Annotated in this window: 15 protein-coding genes; 6 read left to right on the forward strand and 9 right to left on the reverse strand. The window is 59.7% G+C overall.

Features of this window, described 5'->3' with window-relative positions:
• The first annotated feature begins 28 nt into the window (after nucleotides 1–28).
• The 3 genes from OLX77_RS06840 to OLX77_RS06850 are packed head-to-tail and all read left to right on the forward strand — an operon-like array spanning nucleotide 29 to nucleotide 4,454.
• Complete coding sequence (locus tag OLX77_RS06840; protein ID WP_307632851.1) at nucleotides 29–2,410, forward strand: LPS-assembly protein LptD; 2,382 nt, start codon at nucleotides 29–31, stop codon at nucleotides 2,408–2,410.
• Nucleotides 2,411–2,436: 26 nt separating this feature from the next.
• The gene (locus OLX77_RS06845) at nucleotides 2,437–3,399 is read left to right on the forward strand and encodes an acetyltransferase (RefSeq protein ID WP_307632852.1); all 963 of its coding nucleotides are present in this window, start codon (nucleotides 2,437–2,439) and stop codon (nucleotides 3,397–3,399) included.
• Nucleotides 3,400–3,407: 8 nt separating this feature from the next.
• Nucleotides 3,408–4,454 (forward strand): lytic murein transglycosylase, encoded by a 1,047-nt coding sequence (locus tag OLX77_RS06850; protein WP_307632853.1) that lies wholly within the window; start codon nucleotides 3,408–3,410, stop codon nucleotides 4,452–4,454.
• A 30-nt stretch (nucleotides 4,455–4,484) separates the two neighbouring features.
• On the opposite strand, the gene OLX77_RS06855 is transcribed toward OLX77_RS06850, so the two are convergent.
• A complete protein-coding gene (locus OLX77_RS06855; protein WP_371877466.1) occupies nucleotides 4,485–5,807 on the reverse strand; it encodes an alanine/glycine:cation symporter family protein in 1,323 nt (440 codons plus the stop codon).
• A 203-nt stretch (nucleotides 5,808–6,010) separates the two neighbouring features.
• Nucleotides 6,011–8,002, reverse strand: coding sequence for an acetate--CoA ligase (gene acs, locus OLX77_RS06860; RefSeq protein WP_307632855.1), 1,992 nt, complete (start codon nucleotides 8,000–8,002; stop codon nucleotides 6,011–6,013).
• 253 nt (nucleotides 8,003–8,255) lie between these two features.
• On the opposite strand from acs, the gene mltA reads away from it, so the two are divergent.
• From mltA to OLX77_RS06875, 3 genes are all read left to right on the forward strand, one after another.
• Nucleotides 8,256–9,443 carry a murein transglycosylase A gene (mltA, locus tag OLX77_RS06865; protein ID WP_307632856.1) on the forward strand — a complete coding sequence of 396 codons (1,188 nt, stop codon included), beginning with the start codon at nucleotides 8,256–8,258 and terminating at the stop codon, nucleotides 9,441–9,443.
• Between the two features lie 153 nt (nucleotides 9,444–9,596).
• Nucleotides 9,597–10,775 carry a type IV pilus twitching motility protein PilT gene (locus tag OLX77_RS06870; RefSeq protein WP_307632857.1) on the forward strand — a complete coding sequence of 393 codons (1,179 nt, stop codon included), beginning with the start codon at nucleotides 9,597–9,599 and terminating at the stop codon, nucleotides 10,773–10,775.
• Nucleotides 10,776–10,846: 71 nt separating this feature from the next.
• Nucleotides 10,847–11,635, forward strand: a complete 789-nt coding sequence (locus tag OLX77_RS06875) for a zinc ribbon domain-containing protein (protein WP_307632858.1) — start codon at nucleotides 10,847–10,849, stop codon at nucleotides 11,633–11,635.
• Between the two features lie 34 nt (nucleotides 11,636–11,669).
• Here OLX77_RS06875 and OLX77_RS06880 read toward each other — a convergent pair whose 3' ends face one another.
• The 7 genes from OLX77_RS06880 to OLX77_RS06910 form a co-directional block, all read right to left on the reverse strand.
• Entirely contained in the window at nucleotides 11,670–13,736 is a 2,067-nt protein-coding gene (locus OLX77_RS06880; RefSeq protein ID WP_307632859.1) for a GGDEF domain-containing protein, read from the reverse strand.
• A gap of 150 nt (nucleotides 13,737–13,886) precedes the next feature.
• A complete protein-coding gene (gene cbiB, locus OLX77_RS06885; protein ID WP_307632860.1) occupies nucleotides 13,887–14,855 on the reverse strand; it encodes an adenosylcobinamide-phosphate synthase CbiB in 969 nt (322 codons plus the stop codon).
• Nucleotides 14,852–16,336: a cobyric acid synthase gene (locus OLX77_RS06890; RefSeq protein ID WP_307632861.1), complete on the reverse strand. Its 1,485-nt coding sequence runs from the start codon at nucleotides 16,334–16,336 to the stop codon at nucleotides 14,852–14,854. The genes cbiB and OLX77_RS06890 overlap by 4 nt, the downstream gene beginning before the upstream one ends.
• Before the next feature lie 4 nt (nucleotides 16,337–16,340).
• Nucleotides 16,341–17,024 carry a 16S rRNA (guanine(527)-N(7))-methyltransferase RsmG gene (gene rsmG, locus OLX77_RS06895; RefSeq protein WP_307632862.1) on the reverse strand — a complete coding sequence of 228 codons (684 nt, stop codon included), beginning with the start codon at nucleotides 17,022–17,024 and terminating at the stop codon, nucleotides 16,341–16,343.
• Nucleotides 17,021–18,985 (reverse strand): glycoside hydrolase family 17 protein, encoded by a 1,965-nt coding sequence (locus OLX77_RS06900; RefSeq protein ID WP_307632863.1) that lies wholly within the window; start codon nucleotides 18,983–18,985, stop codon nucleotides 17,021–17,023. Before OLX77_RS06900 ends, rsmG begins: the two co-directional genes overlap by 4 nt.
• A 95-nt stretch (nucleotides 18,986–19,080) precedes the next feature.
• The gene (locus OLX77_RS06905; RefSeq protein ID WP_307632864.1) at nucleotides 19,081–20,016 is read right to left on the reverse strand and encodes a cation diffusion facilitator family transporter; all 936 of its coding nucleotides are present in this window, start codon (nucleotides 20,014–20,016) and stop codon (nucleotides 19,081–19,083) included.
• Complete coding sequence (locus tag OLX77_RS06910; protein ID WP_307632865.1) at nucleotides 20,013–20,846, reverse strand: mechanosensitive ion channel family protein; 834 nt, start codon at nucleotides 20,844–20,846, stop codon at nucleotides 20,013–20,015. Before OLX77_RS06910 ends, OLX77_RS06905 begins: the two co-directional genes overlap by 4 nt.
• Between the last annotated feature and the right edge of the window lie 122 nt (nucleotides 20,847–20,968).

Here is a 20,968-nt window from a genome sequence, read left to right on the forward strand (position 1 = left end):
GTTTGAGCGTGGGGCTGACGGGGAAGACATGGCAGATAAACGGATAACTCCAGGCAGTGTCCTGTGCAGTATCGTGGTGACCTTGATCGCCCTCGTCGTCCTCGGCTCCGGCCCGGCCGCGGCTCGCCCCATTCCTTGGGAGATCACGGCGGACAGCCTTGTCCATCTAGATGACCCCAATAGCATCCTGGCCGAAGGCAATGTCATCATGATCCGGCCCAAGAGCCAAGGGCCAGGCGGCATGTATATCCGGGCGGATTGGGCTCGCTACGACGTGGAGCGCGGCACGGTCAAGGCCCGGGGCAATGTCTACATCCTTTCCGGCCGCGACGAGATCACCGCCAAGCGCGCGGATCTGGATCTTGAGGCCGAGACCGGCACCTTTACCGAATCCACCATCTTCATGGCCGACACCCATATGTATGTCACCGGGGAAGAGGTGGAGAAAACAGGGGAGTTCAATTACACCCTGAAAAAAGGGTGGGCCACCGCCTGTAAGCCCGAGGAGGGCAAAAGTCCGCCCTGGTCGTTTACCAGCAGCACCACCAAGCTCACCCTGGACGGCATGGCTCAGATGACCAACGCCGTCTTTCATGTGAAGGACGCGCCCGTTGCCTATACCCCGTATATGACCTTTCCCGCCAAGACCAAACGGGAAAGCGGCCTGCTCTTTCCGGAGTGGTCGACTTCCAGCCGGGACGGCCTCGGCCTCATGGTCCCGATTTTTCTCAATGTCTCACCGAGTACGGACATCACCCTCTATCCCGGCTACCTCGCCAAGCGGGGTGTTCAGTATGGGGGCGAGTTCCGTTATGTGCAGGGGCTTGATTCCCATGGCACCTTCATGCTCAACTATTTGCGCGATAAGCTCGACGATGGCGCAGATCTTGCGGAAGAATATAAAAAGGACGGACTCATCCGGCGCGAGACCAACCGGTATTGGCTGCGGGGCAAGGCCAACCATGATTTCGGCGACCACCTGATCGGCAGGCTTGATCTTGATCTTGTTTCCGATCAGGATTACCTGCAGGAGTTCAGGGACGGGGTCACGGGCTTTACGGCGAACAACCTCCTGTTTCTTGATGAGTTTGGCCGGGATCTGCAGCAGGAAACACTGCGTGAGCGGGAGTCTTCCGTGCAGCTGGTCAAGTCCTGGTCCAACATGGTGGCCAGCGCCGAACTGCGGACCAGGCAGAATACCGCCCATGACATCCGCCTTGTCTCGGACACCAACGGTGATGGCGTGTTGGAGGAGGGGGAATACACCTTTTTGTCCAGGGCGAACAGTCCCCTGCAGGCGTTGCCCAGGCTTGATTTCACCGGGAGAGTACCCATTAGCGGAACCCGGATGAGCGCGGCGTGGGATTCGGAATACGTGAATTACTGGCGGTCAGAAGGGGTCGGGGCGCAGCGGCTGGATCTGCACCCCAAGCTGATCACCTTTCTGCCCCGGGGCGGATGGCTCGAGGGCAAGATCAGCGGCGGGGTGCGGGAAACAGCCTATCAGCTTGAATCCTATGGCGATTCCACCTGGGAGAAGGACAGCTTTTACGACCGACAGGCCTATGATTTTACCGGCAACATGGCAACCACCTTTCTGCGTGATTTTGACTTTGGTAGTGCTGGCTGGCTGGAGCATCTGGTGCGGCCGAACCTCCTCTACGAATACCTGACAAGAACCCAGGATCTGCCAAATATTGATGGGAGCGTGGGTACGGCTGCTTATTCCGAAAGCTCGGACCGGGCCACGAATATTTTTGACAGCGTCGATCGTCTGGAGCGGAAAAACTGGCTGACCTGGCAGCTCAACAATTACTTCACCCTGGGCGGCACTAAGGATAACGGCGATTTCTGGAGCCGCAATCTCGGCCAGCTTAAGCTTTTGCAGACCTATGACCTGCGGCGGGAAAACCCGGAATCTTTAGGGCTGAGCATCACGGATCGACGCTACGACTGGTCCGATCTCCGGTTGGAGACGGCGGTGTCGCCGACGGCAAACTGGACGGTGGGGTATCAGACCAATCTGAGCATGTACGGCAAAAATATCACCCGCTACGAATTGATCAATCAATACCGTCTTGCCAAAGAATATACCCTGGGCCTCAACTACCGCTATCTACAGGACAGCGGCATGGTCGCCCCCTATTTTTACACCGATCTCGGCGAGTCCTCCCATGACCTGATCGGCTCGGTGGGGGCGCGTCTGAGCGAAACGGTGACGGCCTCCTACTATCTGGTCAAGTCGTTTACCGAGGACCATACGGTGGAATCCCGTGCCCGCTTGGTGTATCAACCCGCCTGTTGGACCATGGAGCTGGAGACCAGCACCACCTCGGATGACCAGCGGGTGATGCTCATCTTTTCCCTTGAGGGTGTCGGCCGGGCCTTCCGGGTTGGGCGTGACCTCTGATCGGTCTTGGAGTGAGCGCTGAAGCCATGACCCAAGCGTATTACGATATCTTTAATGGCGATGCGGACGGCATCTGCGCCCTGCACCAGCTTCGCTTGGCCGAGCCCCGGGAGGCCGTGCTGGTGACCGGGGTCAAGCGGGATATCCGGCTGCTTGATCAGGTGGCCCAGGTGCGGGGCGGAGAACTCACCGTGCTGGATATCTCCCTGGACAGCAACAGGGGTGTCTTGGTGCGGCTGCTTGATTTCTGCCGGGTTTTCTATGTGGACCACCATTACGCCGGCGATCTTCCCGTAAGCCCCAATCTCATTGCCCACCTTGATCCCAGCCCCGAGGTCTGCACCTCCCTTATTGTCGATACCCTGCTGGGCGGGCGTTTCCGAGCTTGGGCCGTGGTTGCCGCCTTTGGCGACAATCTGCATGATTCGGCCCGCAAGAGTGCTGCCACCCTGCATCTGACCGAGGACCAGATGGCCCGCTTACGGGAGCTGGGCGAGTTGATGAATTACAACGGCTACGGGCAGACGGTGGCGGATCTGCATCTGCCGCCCCAGGAGCTGTATGCCGCAGTCAAGCCCTATGCCGACCCTCTGGCCTTTTGTGAAGAAAGTCAGATCCTCCCCCTCTTGCGTCAGGGGTTTGCCGATGATTTGCGGCGGGCCAAGGCGGTGTCGGTCCTGCGGCAGACTCCCCATGGCCGTATTTTTGTCTTTCCCGCAGAAAAATGGGGGAGCCGGATAGCCGGGGTCTTCAGCAATGAAAAGGCCAGGGAACAGGTGGATATGGCCCACGCCTTGTTGGTGGACCAAGGCGATGGTAGTTTCATGGTCAGCGTACGCGCCCCCCTTTCCCGGCGGCATGGGGCCGACAGCCTGTGCCGGGCTTTTCCTACCGGCGGCGGGAGGGCTGCGGCGGCCGGGATCAATGCCTTGCCTGGTGACCAGGTTGAGGCTTTTTGTCAGAAATTCAATGAGGTCTTTTCCCCATGAGGTTTTTCGTGCTCCACAGAATCGCTGTTGTTCTCTCCTTCTTGTGTGTCACTGTTTTTTTGTTCTACGGACCGAGTTATGCCGGAGCCGGGGCTGCAGAGCCGCAGCTTTTGGCCGCCGAGCTGGTTGAGGACGGACAAGCCATTGATCTTTCCACTCCGCGGTATCAGGAGCTTATGCAGGAACTGGTGAAGCAGCACGGCTTCAGCCAGGAAGAGCTGGATCGGATCTTTGCCGGGGTCACCATCAAGAAACGGGTGCTGGAACTCATGGATACCCAATGGGAGGCCAGACCCTATTTCGACTACTTTCCCCGTTTTATAACCCCGAAGATAATCCAAGAGGGAAAAAGACTTCTTGTCGAACATCGGGCGTTGCTGGACAGGATCGAACAAGAGATCGGCGTGGAGCGGGAGGTTGTCGTGGCCATCTGGGGGATTGAAAGCAAGTTCGGCGACCACAAGGGAGCCTTCAGCATGTTCCAGACCCTCAACACCATGTTCGATGCCTATCCTCGGCGGAGCAAGTTCTATCGGGGCCAGCTGATCGAATACCTGCTCCTCTGCCGGGAGAACGGGGTTGATCCGCTGGCGATCACCGGTTCCTATGGCGGGGCCTTTGGCCAGACCCAGTTCATCCCTTCGAGTTTTCGGCTCTATGCCGTGGATTTTGACGGGGATGGACGCCGGGATGTCTGGGAATCCGTGCCCGATGTCCTCGCGAGTATCGCCAACTATCTCCATACCTTCGGGTGGACGTTTCAGGCCCCGATTTATCGGGAGATTGGCAATACCCTGAACGGAGAGAAGCTGGAAAAAGCCTATGCCAAAGGGAGAAAAGGTTTTGTTTCTTGCAAGGAGGTGAAAAAGATTCAGGGGATAGATCTGCCCCGTTCTCCGGAAAACAAGGATCTCACCATTGTCGGCCTGGAACTGCAGGACGGCGGGATGCGCTACGTGGCCGCGTATCCGAACTTCCAGGCCATCACCAAATGGAACAATTCCAACCGCTACGCCATGGCCGTTGTTGAACTGGCGGAGAAATTTAAGGAGTAGCCCCGCTGGGACTGCGGTCGGGCTCTCTTTTTAGTGTTTGAAATACCGCTCGGTTTCCGCCTTGACCACCTGGGCCAGCAGGAGCAAGCCGACGATGTTGGGGATGGCCATCATCCCGTTCATCAGGTCGGAGAAATTCCAGACGAATTCCAGTTTCATCATCGCCCCCACGATTACCATCGCGACGAAGACCACCCGGTAGGGGGCAATAGCCTTGCGGCCGGCGAGGTATTCGATGGCCTTTTCCCCATAGTAATTCCAGCCGATCAGGGTGGAGTAGGCGAAGAGTGCCGTAGCCAGAGCGATGATCACCACGCCGGTATGCCCCAGGGTCTCGCCGAAACTGACGCTGGTCAATTCTCCCGGTGCCACGCCTTGCAGCCATGCAGGGCTGGTCAAAATTACCAGTGCGGTCATGGTGCAGACCACCAGGGTGTCGATGAAGGTTTGGGTCATGCTCACCAGGGCCTGTTTGACCGGATCGCGGGTCCGGGCGGCGGCCGCGGCAATAGGGGCCGAACCCAGTCCCGACTCATTGGAAAAGACGCCCCGGGCGATGCCGTAGCGCATGGAAGCGGCGACCATTGAGCCGGCAAAGCCGCCGCTGGCAGCGGCGGGGTTGAAGGCGTGGTAGAAAATCAGGCCGAGGGCATGGGGGATTTTCCCGGCGTTCAAGGCGAGCACCAACAGCGAGGTGGACACGTAGCCGATGATCATGAAAGGCACCAGCAGGGAGGTGAAGCGGCCGATGGATTTGATGCCGCCCAGAATCACCAGCCCGGTCAAGAGCATCAGGGTTGTGCCGGTCAGCCAGGGTTCGATGTTGAAGGTCGATTGAAAAATGGTGGCCACCGCATTGGCCTGGGTCATATTGCCGATGCCGAAGGTCGCCAGGGCGGTAAACAGCGCGAAGAGCCAGGCCAGTTTGGGTAAGCCCGCGCCCTTGGCCAGATAGTACATGGGGCCGCCGCGCATGCCGTGTTCGCCCTTTTCCCGGTATTTCACGGCCAGCACCGCTTCCGCGTATTTGGTGGCCATCCCGACCAGCCCCGTCATCCACATCCAGAATACCGCGCCCGGACCGCCAAGGCTGATGGCGGTCGCCACCCCGACAATGTTGCCGATGCCCACAGTAGCGGCGAGCGCCGTCATCAGCGCGGCGAAATGGCTGATGTCGCCGTCGCCGGCGTGTTCCTTGTGCCAGATGAGCCGCAGGGCGTGGGGCAGGGCGCGAAACTGCATGCCCCGCAGGATTACGGTGAGGTAGAGGCCGGTCCCTACAAGCAGGGCAAGCATGGGGGGGCCCCAAATCCAACCGGAAAGAGTGGAAATCAATAACTCGATGGAATGCATATGGGCGCGCCCTCGGTGGAGGTTTTTGGCTGAGACAAAAGCTTGTCTGGACAAAATACCTGAAAAGGCAGGGGAGGCAAAGGGGATAATGCTGGGCAGGTAAAGAGGAGAGGGGTCTTTCGATGAAATCATCGGGAAGCGCAATAAAAAAGGAGCCGGGTTTCCCCGGCTCCTTTTTTGGTAACACTTGAAATGGCAATCGTCTATTTGACGAAATCCTTGCTGCCGTCCACCAGGGTGGAAACCACCGAAGGGTCGGCCAGGGTGGAGATGTCGCCAAAGTCATGAGCTTCGGTCTCGCCGGCGGAGATCTTGCGCAGGATCCGCCGCATGATCTTGCCGCTTCGGGTTTTGGGCAGCCCTTGGGCAAATTGGATGAACTCCGGAGTGGCGATGGGGCCGATTTCCTTGCGGACATGGGTCCGCAAGGCAGCGCGCAGTTCGTCGCTGGGTTCTATCCCGGTCTTTAAGGAGACATAGGCGTAGATGGTCTGGCCCTTGATCTCGTGGGGCGCGCCGACAACCGCGGCCTCCGCCACTTGCGGATGCGCCACCAGGGCGGATTCGATCTCGGCGGTACCCAGACGGTGGCCGGAGACATTGATCACGTCGTCCAGTCTTCCCATGATCCAGAAGTAGCCGTCCTCGTCTTTGCGGGCGCCGTCTTCCGGGTCGTAGATGCCTTCGTATCGGCTGAAATAGGTTTTTTTGTAGCGGGCCGGATCGCCGAACACCCCGCGGAGCATGCCGGGCCAGGGTTTACGGATTACCAGATGGCCGCCCTCGTTGGGGGCCGCTTCGGAGCCGTCTTCGCGGAGAATGGCCGCATCAATGCCGGGCAGAGGGTGGGTGGCCGAACCGGGTTTGAGCGGGGTGGCAAAGGGGAGGCCGGAGATCATGATGCCGCCGGTCTCAGTCTGCCACCAGGTATCAACAATGGGCAGCTTGCTCTTGCCGATATGCTCGTGGTACCACATCCACGCTTCCGGGTTGATGGGCTCGCCCACCGACCCGAGAACGCGCAGGGAGGAAAGGTCGTACTTTTCCGTCCACGTTGCCCCTTCCCGCATCAGGGCACGGATAACGGTGGGTGCGGTGTAGAAGATGTTGACCCGGAATTTCTCGCAGATATGCCAGAAACGGTCGGGTGCGGGCCAGGAAGGCACCCCTTCAAACATGAGGGTGGTTGCACCCAGGGCCAGCGGCCCGTAGAGGATGTAGCTGTGGCCGGTGATCCAGCCGATATCGGCGGTACACCAGTGCACATCGTCGTCTTTGATGTCGAAAACCCATTGGGTGGTGTGGGCGACATAGGTCAGATAGCCGCCGGTCGTATGGACTACGCCCTTGGGCTTGCCGGTGGAGCCGGAGGTGTAGAGGATGAAGAGATTGTCCTCCGCCTCCATGCTTTCCGGGGCGCACTGGCCGCTGATCCCGTCGGCAGCCATTTCCTCGTGCCACCACAGGTCACGGCCATCCTGCATGGCAATCTCATTGCCGGCCCGCTTGACCACGATGCACTGGGTGACGGAATCGCAGCCCTGTAAGGCATCGTCGGCCGCGGGCTTCAGGGGGATGGTCTTGCCGGCCCGGAGAACGGCATCGGCGGTGACCAGCACCTTGGCCTCGCAATCCTGGATACGGCTCTTGAGGCTCTGGGCGGAAAAACCTGCGAAAACCACACTGTGGATGGCACCGATCCGGGTGCAGGCCAACAGGGTGATGGCAAGCTCGGGGATCATGGGGAGATATACGGCAACCCGGTCGCCTTTTTTCACGCCCTGTTTCTTGAGCACGTTGGCAAAACGGCAGACTTCGGTGTGCAGCATCTGGTAGGTGTAAACCCGGACATCTTCCTCGGGTTCGCCCTGGAAGATGATGGCGGCCTTGTTGCGGCGGCCGTTTTCCAGGTGGCGGTCAAGACAGTTGGCGGAGACATTCAGCCTGCCGCCCTGAAACCATTTGATCTCGGGTTTGTGCATGTCCGCCTCAAGCACCCGGGTCCATGGTTTTTCCCAGGTGAGGAGCTCTGTGGTGCGATCTGCCCAGAACCCTTCCGGGTCATCCATGGAACGCTGGTAAATGGCTTCGTACTCAGCCATGCTCTTAACATGCGCTTTGGCCTGGCCCGCGACCGGGGGGGCGAACAGGCGGTTTTCCTGCATCGTACTTTCAATTTTTTTATCTTCGCTCATTATTGCCTCCGAAATTTTCTTAACTCGAGGATATAGGGATATATACCTAAGGAAGTAGAAATATATAACGAGTGTGGGCGACAATTGCCACATTTTTTTATCAGATATCGAGCAGGTCCCAGCCTGCAACAGGCCGGGCGGCAGGGAAGCGAGGTTTTGCGGAGCGCAGTTCCCTGGGTGCGGTTTGGCCTCTTTTCTGCTATGGTGCAAACCGTTGAGAGATCATGGGGAGGTGCGGGAGCGGATGCGGATTTTGGCGAAAACAATAGGGATTGTGGTTGGGGTGCTTATCCTGGGCTGCGGGGTGATGTTTGCCGGGATTCCGCCCGTGGCAGGGCAGTGCGCTCAGGCGGAGGCCACGGCGCCCCTGGTGGCGGAATTGCCGTGGCTGCAGGATGACCTGGGGTATGAATCCCTTGGCCCGGCCATCGACCGGAGCGTGCATTATCTCAGGCAGCTTCCGGCGGAAAAAACCTTTCTTCTTTGCGGGGAGCACTATTCTGTAGCCTGGCTTATCGAGTCCCTGCTCAGCTTCAAACGAATCATCGCGGAAAAACCCTCCCCCCAGGCCTTGACCGCTCTTCTTAAAAAACAGTTCATCCTCTGTCAGGCCGCAGGCAGAGGTTCTGATCGCAAGATGCTGCTCACCGGCTATTTCGAGCCTCTTTTCAAAGCCAGCCTCACCAAGAGTGCGCGCTACCGCTATCCCTTATATCGCAGGCCCCCGGATCTGGTCACTATCCCTAGGGGGAAAGGGGAGGAGAAGAAGAGCGGGCGGATGGAGAACGGGACCCTGGTTCCGTATCCTACCCGGGCTGAGATCGAGAAAGGGGACTTGCTGGCCGGGCAGGAATTGGTCTATCTGGCCGATCCCGTGGACGCCTTTATTCTGCATATCCAAGGTTCCGGTCGGATAGAGCTTGCGGACGGCTCGCAGCGCCGGGTGCAGTTTGCCGCGAAAAACGGCCATGCATACCGGAGCATCGGGCGATTGTTGGTGGAGAAAGGGGTCATGCCTCGGCAAGAGGCAACCCTGCCGAGGATTGTCCGCTACCTCAAAGAGCATCCCGAGGAACAGGAGGCGATCCTGCACTATAACGATTCCTTTGTCTTCTTTCGCTGGGGGGATGGGCCCGCCGTTGGGCCCCAAGGGTGTCTGGGGGAACCGCTTACCCCCGGCCGCTCAGTGGCCCTTGACCAAAAGTGCTTTCCGCCGGGGAGTCTGGCTTTTCTCACGACCCGCAAGCCAAGAGTCAATGCGGCCGGGGAGATTGTCGGCTGGGAACCCCTAAGCCGTTTCGTGGTGAATCAGGATTCCGGTTCGGCCATCACCGGACCTGGGCGGCTGGATCTCTTCTGGGGGGGGGGGCGTTATGCCGAGGTGGCGGCGGGTAACATGAAACATCCGGGCGTGCTCTATTTTCTGGTGAAAAAGAAATAGTTGTCAGAATCCGGCCCGTTCTTATACAATCCTTGCAGGGCATCGGTTTTGCCGGGGGAAGACAATAATCAGGCCGGAGAGGTGACAACGGCTGGGTTCCATGTGTAATGGCGCCTGAATCAAGGGACGGGACATGTTGGAGAGGGGAAGGTCATGAAACAGACGGAAATAGATTACTGGATCACCAGCATGTTGGAAACCTACGGCAATGTTTCCGACCTCAATATCACGGTGGGCAAGCCCCTGCAGGTGGAAACCTCCGGACAATTGGTGCCGGTGTCGGTGGAGCCCCAGGTCCCTGCGCTCACCCCCTTTCAGGCCGAGGTCTTTGCCCTCAACCTCATCGGCGGCAATAAACGGCTGCTCGATGATCTGGTCAAGTATGGTTCCTGTGATCTCTCCTATTGGCTGGGGCAAAAGGCCCGCTTCCGGGTGAACGTATTCTCCCAGAAGACCAATCTCTCCACGGTGCTGCGGAAGCTGGAGATGAAGATCCCGACCATCAGCCAACTGAACCTGCCCAAGCTCTTTCATAATATGGCCGGGGAGCGCAACGGCATCATCCTCGTCACCGGCGCCACCGGCTCGGGTAAGTCCACCAGTCTGGCCGCGTTGCTGGACAAGATCAATGACGAGAAGCCGGTGCATATCGTCACCCTGGAGGATCCCATCGAGTATGTGCATCAGCACAAGATGGCAACCTTCAACCAGCGTGAGTTGGGCAACGATTTCGACTCCTTCGCCTCGGGGTTGCGGGCCGCCTTGCGGCAGGCGCCCAAGGTCATCCTGGTGGGCGAGATGCGCGACCGGGAAACCATGGAGATCGGACTTTCCGCCGCGGAGACCGGGCATCTGGTGCTTTCCACCCTGCACACCGTGGACGCGGGCCAGACCATCAACCGTATCCTGGGCATGTTCGAGCAGGAGGAACAGGCCCAGGTTCGGAACCGGCTGGTGGATACCATCCGCTGGATCGTCTGCCAGCGGCTCCTGCCCAAGGTCGGCGGCGGGCGGGTGGCGGCCTTCGAGATCATGGGCATGAACCTGCGGGTCCGGGAGTTGATCATGACCGGAGAAACGGAAGACAAGACCTTTTACGAGATTATCGCCGATGCCAAGGCCCTTGGCTGGCAGACCTTTGACCAGCATATCCTCGAACTGTATGAGGATGGCTTGATTACCGAGGAAACCGCGGCCAGCTACTGCACCCGGAAAACCGCGGTCAACCGTGGGCTGGACTCCATCAAGTCCGCCCGGGGTGAGTCCACCACCGGAATCACCGGCCTGGCCATGGATATGAAAAAGGAAGAGAAGCGGCGCTCGGGTTTTTAGAAGCGGCCAGGAAAGAATCTCTGCGGACTTGACCAGTTCGTTATGGCACGTACCACTTTTCGGAGAAAAATATGCTAGCCCAGTGTCCCCATTGCCAACAGTCCCTCATGCTGAGCGAAGCCCAGCTTGAAAAGATCAAGGCTGCTCTTGCCACCCTCTCCGTGGGCAGAACCCTGAAGATCGGTTGTCCGAAATGCAAACAGCCCATCGAGCTGAATGCTGACGGCTCGGTGGCCGGTCAGCCGACGGGCGCTTTGATGGACGTGCTTTTTGCCGAGCACACCGGCAATGAGGACCAGGCGGCAGCGGGGATTGTGGCTGCGGCCCAGAAAAGACCCCAGCCGGTGCGTCTGCCTCCTGCCGCCCCCAAGCCGCCCGATCTTGGCTGGCTGTCCAGCGGGGTGTACAGCGCAAGGGAAGCGGTGGAAAACGTACCCCACGCCCTGATCATGATCGGGGACGATGAGATTACCACCCAGGTGACCATGGCCTTCGGCGAGATAGGCTACCAGCCCACCTATGTCCGCTCGGCGGAAGAAGCCATCGAGAAGATGCAGTTCATGAATTTCGAGGCGGTGGTACTGCACAGCAGGTTTGAGGGGGGGAGTCTGGAGGGTTCCGCTGTCCACAAGTATCTGCAGGAAATGGCCATGTCCCGGCGGCGGTATATCTTCTATATCCTGGTCGGCCCGGAATTTCGGACCCTGTACGATCTGGAGGCGTTGGCCAACAGCGCCAATCTGGTGGTGAACGACAGTGATGCCGGTCATTTTTCCATCATCCTGAAACGGGGGATGAACGATTACAACGAGCTGTTCGGCCCTTATCTGGAAGCCCTCGGCAATTATGGGGTGAAGTAGGGTGTGCGGCCGCCTTTTTCCCTGAGAGGCAGAATTACCTTGAGGCCATAACCACCCTGTTGCGCCCCTGCTCCTTTGCCTCGTAGAGCGCCTTGTCCGCATGGGCATAGGCGGCTTCCAGGCTTCCGGCCTCGGGGTCGAGTCGGCTGATCCCGATGCTGACGCTGAGGTGTCTCTCCGTCTCGTCCCGGCTAATGGTTTTTTCGGCAAAGTTTTTTCGGATTCGCTCGGCCACGGCCATGGCCTCCTCTTCGTTTGCCTCCACCACAATAGCAGCAAATTCCTCCCCTCCCATGCGGCCGAAGATATCCGCCCTTCGTAAGCCCTCCGTGCAGATCGCGGCAAAATCCTGCAGCACCCGATCCCCGGTTTCGTGGCCGAAGGTGTCGTTGATCTCCTTGAAAAGGTCAAGATCGAACATCAGGAAAAAAAGATCCTTGTTGTACCGCTTGCTCCGGGCAGCCTCTTGCTCGGCGAGCAACAGGAAATGGCGTCGGTTGAAGACCCCGGTCAGGCCGTCCATGGTGGCCAGCATCACCAGTTTTTCTTCCTTGACCTTGCGGTCGGTGATATCCATAACCGCGCCGACCGCCCAATAGGCGTCGTCCTTTTTCACCCGGGCGACAAAGACCTCGGCCGGGAAGATCCTCCCATCTTTTTTCCTGGCCACGAGTTCCCGCGATTTGTCAAGGATGGGCCCATGGCCTGTCTGCCAGAACTCTGCCAACCCCTCGTGCGCGGCTTGCTGCATTTCCTCGACGACCACCAGCCGGTGGAGTTTCTGGCCTAGGATCTCCTCGCTGGTATAGCCAAAGATGCGTTCTGCCGCCGGATTGAAGAAGCGGACCGTGTCCTGGTCGTCGATGAGGATCACGGCGCTCTGTACCGAGTTGAAAACAACCCGGAAGATGTCCTCGCTCTCCTGCAGCTTGTTTTGGGCAGCCTTGCGTTCCTCTTCCATGGCGCCGTATCGGGACAGGAGGGAGTCCAGCTTGTCGGAAAATGCGGCAAGTTCCAGGACTCTGGTGTTTCTGCCGCACATGCTCTGTTTCTGTCGGAGAAGGGCTTCTTCCAGACAGGCAAGGAACTGGCCGGAAAGGCGGCGCACATATTTTGAAAAAAAGAAGGAAAGGAGCAGCGATACGGTCAGCAGCAGAGCAAGGGTCACCGCAATGGTGAGCATGATTTTTTTGCGGGCGGTCTGGACCGAGGCAAGATCAACCCTCTTCCCGGCCCACAGTGAAACGGTGTCGTTTTCTCCGGGGAGGAAGGGAATCCAGGCCATCTTTTGGTCGGCAATGTTCCAGATGGCGGTTTTTTTCGAGGCGAAAATCTGTTTGAGCCCGGGAAAATCCTGAAAGGCGGTGGGATTGCCCTTTGCCTCCGCCAGATAGCAGCCATCGTCCAAGACCCACCGTATCTGTGGAAAGAGTTGGGTGAGGACACCCATGTCGATGTCGGCAATATAGGCTCCGATTGTTTCTTCCTCCGCCCGGATCGGGCTGAAAATCCGGATAAGCAGCTGGTGGTCGGGTTGGTGCGGCTCTGCTTGCTGATTTTGGTGCAGGGGAACGAGGAGAAAGCCTTTGTCGTGCATGGCGAGCGTCTTTTTTACTGATTCCGGATCAACGGTAAGCGCAGGGTTTTGCTCCTGCTGGTATTTCGTGGAACCCGGAATTCTGGAGAGGGAAAACCGCACCACCGAGTTCCGATCCAGAACATGGATGTGCACCACATCGCTATTCCTGGCAAAGGCGCGGTTTAGCACGCCTGTGTAACGGAGAAAGGCGGTCTCTCTGTCGATGCTGCCGGCCCTGCTTTTGCCGTGGTCCAGAATTTCCATGACCGCCGGAAGCTGCGAGACAAAATCGACCATCTGCTGGTAATGCTCAATCCGTGTTTCAAGGTGATGGAGCTCATCCTTCATGAAATGAAGTTCCGCGTTTTCTTCAATGGCATTCAGCTGGGCGAGGATGCCATTCAGGGTGAAGAATGAAAACGCTGTCAGTGGGGCAAAACTGAAAAGAAGGAGAAAGCCCAGCACCAGGGTGGCAAAGTTTATCTGCCGGGGGAAAAAAGGTTTTTTCAGGTCGTCTGCCATGCGGTGTCCGTGTCCTGGAGAGTGCAGTCTCATGCCGCGAGAAAAGATTTTTTTTAATCGTAACTTTTGGCGGCGGAAAAATCCAGCGATATCCTCGGCGAGCTGGCCGAGTTTTTTGGCTTTGTCCTTGTCCGGCAAAAGGAGGACTGCTCAGGGAAGCATGGCGGGGAGGAGGGCCAGCAGATGTTTGCGCAGGGCAATGCAGGCCAGCAGGGTAAAGGCGGAGGAAAGCAGCATCAAGCGGTTGGCGCGGAGAATGTCCTGCGGTTCGATGGGCCGGGTGGCATCGCCGATGGTGGGTTTTTTCACTACCCTGCCGAAGTAGCTGTTCGGGCCGCCCAGCTGCACCCCCAAGGCCCCGGCCACCGCAGCTTCGCTGTGGCCGGAATTGGGGCTGGCGTGGGCAAAGCGGTCGCGGAGCAGGAGCAGCAGAGAGCGTTTTGGCTCGAGCCCAAGCGGGAAGGCAGCGGCCGGGATCATCAGGGAGGTGATCCGGGCGGGAACAAAGTTGGCCAGGTCATCCAACCGGGCCGGTCCCCAGCCGAACTTGCGATAGTGCTCGTTTTTATAGCCGAACATGGAGTCCATGGTGTTGATCGCCTTGTAGAGCATGGCGCCCACAGGCCCCCCCAGCAGGGCAAAGAAAAGCGGGGCGGTCACCCCGTCCACCATGGATTCCGCCACCGATTCCACCGCCGCCCGTGCCACCCCGCTTTCGTCCAGACCGGCCGTGTCCCTCCCGACGATCATGGACACCCGTTTGCGGGCCTCGGGAAGATCTCCTCCCTGCAAAGCGGTGTAAACCTCGGTGCTGTGGCGTACCAGATCCCGGGCGGCAATGGTGGTGTAGAGGATCAGGATGGAGATTGCCGTGCCCAGCCAGGGGTGGAGCAGGGTTGTCCCTGCGATTATCCCCCAGGTCGTTGTCCCGGTGAGCGCCAGAACAAGGAGAACGGAGGCGATCCCGGCAATAAATGGCGGCAAAACGGCACGGGTGAGTTGTTCGCACCAGTGGCAGGCCGCACCGATGAGCCGCACCGGATGCGGCAGCCAGCGCGGGTCGCCAAATAACTGGTCGAGAAGAATGGCAATGAGGATCTGGTATTCGAGTGCGATCATTTGCCGAGCAGCCGGTAGATGGCGTTCATGTCGATCTGGCTGCGCACCGCCTCGGCCAGCCGGTCGAAGGCCGGTTCCAGGTCGTAGGCGGCCTGCACCTTTTTCAGCGGGGGAAGCCCGCGCCGTTCCCGCAGCCGGTCGATGAACCAGCGCCGGAAGGGGTCCGCGTCAAAGATGCCGTGCAGGTAAGTGCCCCAGATGGTTTGGCTTGGGTTGCCGACCCCGCCGCTTTCCCCGTTGCGGAAGGTGAGGGTGTCGCAGGTCCGGTTGGCCCGGCTCTGGCCGTGGTGGATCTCGTAGCCGTGCACTGCAAGGGACGAGGCGAGATGGGTGCCGCTCTGCCGAACCAGGGTCTTGTCTTTTTCCAGGACGGTGGCAAGGTCAAGCAAGCCGAGGCCGGCCAGGGTTTCGCCGGCGGATTCGATATGATGGGGGTCTTCAATGCTTGTCCCCAGCATCTGGAAGCCGCCGCAGATGCCGACGATCTCCCGCCCCTTGTTGCTGTATTTTTTGAGGGCCTCGGCCAGACCGGAGCCGAACAGCCACTTGAGGTCACCGATCACATTCTTGCTGCCCGGCAGGATCACCCCGTCCACCTCCGCGAGATCGGCCGGGGTTCTGGCTATCTTGACAAAGAGGTCCGGCTCGGCCAGAAAGGGCTCGAAATCGGTGAAGTTGGAGATATGCGGCAGGTCGATGAGCGCCAGGGTGACATGCTCGCCCGCGGGGCGGTGCGGGCTGAAGAGACCGGCCTTGAAGTTCACCGAATCCTCTTCGGGCAGGCCGAGGTTTTTCAGATAATCCACCACCCCCAGCACCGGCTTGCCGGTTCTTTTTTCCATGTACTCAAGGGCATCGTCGAGTAGCGATTTTTGGCCGCGGAAGCGGTTCACGATGTAGCCGGCGATCAACTCCCGCTCCCACTGGTCCAGAATCTCCATGGTACCGACAAAGGAGGCGAACACCCCGCCCCGGTCGATGTCGCCCACCAGCAGGACCTTGGCCTCGGCATAGCGGGCCATGGGCATGTTGACGATGTCGTGGGCCTTGAGGTTCACTTCGGCCGGACTCCCCGCCCCTTCCAGGACCATGACCTCGTATTCGGAGGCCAGGGAATCGTAGGCCGCCTGTACCGCGAGAAAGGCCTGGGGCTTGTAGGCTAGATAATCGTTCACCGTCATATTGCCCACTGGCTTGCCCAGGAGAATGACCTGGCTGCCCGTATCGCTGGAAGGCTTGAGCAGAATTGGGTTCATGCGCACATCCGGATCGAGGAGGGCGGCCTGGGCCTGCACCACCTGGGCCCGCCCCATCTCGCCGCCGTCCCGGGTGACAAAGGAGTTGAGCGACATGTTCTGCGCCTTGAACGGGGCGACCCGCATCCCATCCTGCAAGAGGATGCGGCAGAGGGCGGCGGTGAGCACGGATTTGCCCGCGTTGGAGCAGGTGCCTTGGAACATGATGGCCGGGGTCTTGGGCATGAGCTTACGCGCCTTCTTTGCTGAAGATGACCAGGTTGCGGACCTTGCCGGAAAAGGGCAGGGTCAGGGTGACGATCTCCTGCAGCCGATAGGGGGAGTGCGGTTGTTCGCTGCGCCAGGTAGCGATCTCCTCTTCGGCCCGCGGGCCCTTCATGCAGATGACCCGGCCGCCCACAGGGTTGACCGCCTCGGTGTGCAGGAGAAATTCCCCGAGGTTGGTGAAGGCGCGGCTGGTGACGATGGGCACGCATAAGGTTGTGCCGTCCACCACCGATGAATTTTTTTCCAGCCGGCCGCAGAGCACCTCAATGTCGTTGAGCCCCAGGGTCCGGATCACGTGGCGCAGAAAAGAAACCCGTTTCTGGCGCGGCTCCACCAGGATGACCGGCAGCTCGGGGCGGGCGGCTTTGAGGGCCAACCCGGGAAAGCCTGCACCGCTGCCGATGTCGAGCAGCGGCGGCTGCACACTCTCCGGCACCGGGAGAACCCGGAGCAGGCTCAGGGAATCGAGAAAGTGGCTCTCCCAGATCTCCCGCAGCTCCGCTTTGGCCACCAGATTGATCTTGGCGCTCCAGCGGAGCAGCTCTCCGCAATAGGCCACCAGCCGACCCTGGGCCTGTTCGTCAAGGGGGATCCCCATGGCGGCGAGCCCTTCCTGGAGGATTTTTTTGGACTGGGCATCGCTCATCCGACAACGGCCTCCCTGTTTTTTAGATGCACCAGGGTGATGCCGGCCAAAACAAAGGCCACGGCCGATAGATTGACATTGTAAAAGGCAAGTCCGGCCAGGGAGGCAACCAGGGTCAGGGCGCAGAGCCACCCCGAGTTGCGCCAGACCGCAAGTCCGGCCAGGGCCAGGCTGGTCCAGGCAAAGACCTGATTGTACATCAACTTGCCGATCATGGCGCGGACCAGGCAGATGGTCTTGTCCGGCGAATCCGCGCAGACCCCCACCAGCCGTTCCGCAATAAAAACCCCGTGGCGCAGGGCGGTAAAGGCAGCAAAACTGCCAAGCACCAGGAGCCCGACGGGCAGCAAGGGGCGCAGCGAGATAAATCGATTCTCTCGCCAGAGAGGGTAGGCCAGCAGCAGGCAAAGAAGCGTCCATATGTCCGCCTGCCAGTTCAGTGGGGTTTCATTGAGCAAGATCGCCACTGCCCCTGCGGCCAACAAGAGGCCGCTGAGTTTTTCGAGCCAGGACAGGCCGTTTGCCCTGCCCTGGCGGCGGGAAAACCAAGCATAGGCCAGGGCGGGGATGGCAAAGCCGAAGTTGTTGAAATTCCGGTACCGGGCGTCAAGGACCAGGCCGAGGACCGCGATCAGGGCGCAGGCGATAACTCCTAAGCGCAGGATACCGTGCACGGCTTCCGGGCTGAGGCGGGATTTGGAGCGCAGGAAATCCAGGGAACCATCAAGGCTCAAATGGGTGGGGGGGGTACCGGAAGCGATGGCCTTTAAGGTCAGGAGATAGAGGCTGCCACTCAGTGAAAGGACGACAAACCCCCAGAGGTATTCATAAGTGTTGGTGGAGATGATGGAAAATTGATGCCCCTGCAATACGATGAGGATGGCCCCGCCAGCCATGGCCGTGGAAAACAGCAGCCAGCGGCTCGCCCCCATGGAGCCATGACCCCGGGCAACGAACAGGGTCAACAGGGCAATGATCGCGGATTGGGTAAAGAGTATGCGCCAGTTGGGAAAACTTGAAACCGGACCGGAAAGGATATGCTTGTCGGTCCGCTCCGGGCTGTACAATCCCCAGTAGCCGCCCACCGCGCCTTCTTTGATTCGTTTCCATGGCTGGTCAAAGGCTTCGATCAGGTTGTACTGCCAATGCTCCTGTTCGGCCAGGGCGATGAAACCGCGGATGAAGCGGGCCTGATTCTCCAGACTGGGCAAGGCGCCTTCCCGCATGCGTCCCTGGGAGGGCCAGCCGGTTTCGCCGATCAGGATCTCCTTGCCCGGGATCTTTTGCCCGATCTCTTCGCGGATCTTTTTGATATGCGGTATGGCCCCGCTGATCGCGAGAGGATCATCCTCCCAATAGGGCAGGATGTGGATGGTGACGAAGTCGCAGGCCGGGGCCACCTCCGGGTGCTTGAGCCAGAACTCCCAGACATCGGCATAGGTGACCGGCACCCCGGGCAGTTCGGCTTTGACCTGACGGATGTATTCGGCGAGCTGCGGGCCGGTGATCTCCCTTCGGAGCAGCGCTTCGTTGCCCACCACCACGGCGCGGACGCTTTTCGGGTACTGTTTGGCCAGGGCGACCACCTTGGCCAGCTCCTGCTGGTTGAGCTTGGGATCCGCGCCGATCCAGGCACCGAGCAGGACCTGCATCCCGTATTTCTCGGCATACTTGGGCAGGGATTCAAGCCCGGCCACCGAATAGGTGCGGATGCAGGAAAAGCGTTGGGAGAGGAGGGCCAGGTCCGCGTCGATCCGGGCATCGGCAATGGTCATGCCCTTGCTGAAATCAAAGGGGGACTGGTCCCTTTCAAAGGGCGCATAGGAGACGCTTTGCAAGATATGGCCATCAGCCACTCCCGCTTCCGGGATCGGGCGGGGTTGGCCGATTCCATACCAGAAGCCGAAGATCGCGGCCAGGGCCAGGCCATAGGCAAGAGCCGTGCGCAGGATTGTATTCAAAAGGTTCACCTTTTTGGGTGGGGCGCGGAAGATTTTTCTTCTTGTACCCTGAGTGGCTGACGCGGTCAACGGCAAAGACTTGCGCCGGATACCGGTCAACCCGGCGGTGTTTCCGGGAGGTTCAGGCATTGCGGGCTGCGTTGGTAGCGGGAGGGATTGCGCGGGTCCTGATGGATGATGAGATCGGCCAGCGGGAAGGCGGCCAGGATGGCGTTTTCCACCTCTTTTGCCACCCGGTGCGCCTCGGAAAGGGGCAGTTCCTGGTCCAGGTCAAGATGGAGCTGGATGTGCATGGTCTGCCCGGATTGTCGGGTGCGCAGGTCGTGGATCCCGAGCACCGTCCCATGGGCCAGGGCGATATCGCAGATGCGCTGGCGGGTTTCCTCCGGAAGCTCGCGGTCCATGAGAATCCGCATGGCCTCTTGCCCGATCTGCCAGGCGCTGTAAAGGATATAACAGGCAATGGCCAGGGCGCCCAGGGGGTCGAGCAGGGGGTAGCCGGAGCCGGCAAAGAAGAGGGCGACGATGGTGGCCGTGTTGGTGAGCAGATCGGTTTTGTAATGCAGGGCATCGGCGCGGATGGCGGAAGAATTGGTCCGCTTGATGACGTAGCCCTGGAAGGCCAGAAGGATCAAGGTGGCGCCAATGGCGAAAACCATGACCCAGAGGCCGAGATTGATTGCTTGCAGGGGTTGCGGGTGTTTGAGCCGTTCGGCACCGTGCATGAGCAAAAAGATGGCCGAGCCGGCGATAAAGCAGGCCTGCCCGAGTCCGGCCAGGGCCTCCGCCTTGCCGTGCCCGAACTGGTGATCCTCGTCCGGGGATTTGAGCGAATAGCGCACCGCCAGCAGATTGATCAGCGAGGCGGCCCCGTCCATGAGCGAGTCCACCAGGGAGGCCATGACGCTTAGGGATCCGGTCATGAACCAGGCTGCCAGCTTGACCCCGATGAGGACCAGCGCCGTGGCGGTGGAGGCGTAGGTCGCCCGCTTGAGCAGGGTGTCGGTGTCGCGGGGCATGGTTCTTTTCATGAAAGGTTCTGATCCTTCATAATGGTGACCACCCGTTGCGGGAAGGGAATGGTGATGCCGGCTTGGCCAAGTGCCTGATACACCGCGAGATTTACCGCGTGCATGGTTTCGATGTAGCGCTGGGTGGGCGCCCAGTAGCGGTAGCCGATGGCCACCGAGGAATCCTGAAAATCTTCGATGCCGATCTGCGGCGCAGGCCCGTTCTGCAGCTGGGGAAACCCGGCGAGGGCCTGGCTGATGACCGCGATGGCGCGGGCGGGATCGGCACTGTAGCTGATGCCCACCGAGCTTTCCACAATGCGGTGCTCCCCGGAATTATGCAGGATCTCCCCGACAATGTGCTTGTTGGGCACGGTGATCCTGACCCCGTCCTCGGTGCGCAGGGTGGTGTGGGCCAGGGTGATCGTCTCCACCACCCCAAAGACCCCGGCCACCGTGATGGTGTCGCCGACGAGAAAGGTGCGGCCCAAAATGATGGCCAGTCCGGCCCCGTAGTTGGAGAGCGGACCCTGGAGGGCATAGGTGGCTCCGAAGGCCGCGGCGCCGATGGCCGCGATAAATGGGGCGATGGTGATGCCAAACTTGCTGAGGGCAATGATCACCGCAAAACCGATGACCACGATCTTGGCCAGGGAAGAGAGGAAATGGCCCAGGGTGACGTCGATCTCCCGTTTTTCGCAGAGTTTGCTTACGGCGGTGGAGACCCAACTGCCGAGCAGGAAGCCGCCGATGAGGATGATGATCGCCCCGACCACCTGAAAGCTGTAGTCCACCAGAAAGGCGGTGCCCCTGGTGACGATGGTGTGCAGTGCTTCAAGCTGCTGGTCCATGCTTGTTTCTCCCGGTTGAATAGGCGCGTACGGAATCTATCCCATCATAGCGGGATTGGCGGATACTGTCGAGGGGTTCGCAGGGATGCGGCTGAGTTTGCCGATTGGCGAGGGAGAAGCGG

It is taken from the genome of Thiovibrio frasassiensis (assembly GCF_029607905.1).
GTDB lineage: Bacteria > Desulfobacterota > Desulfobulbia > Desulfobulbales > Desulfurivibrionaceae > Thiovibrio > Thiovibrio frasassiensis.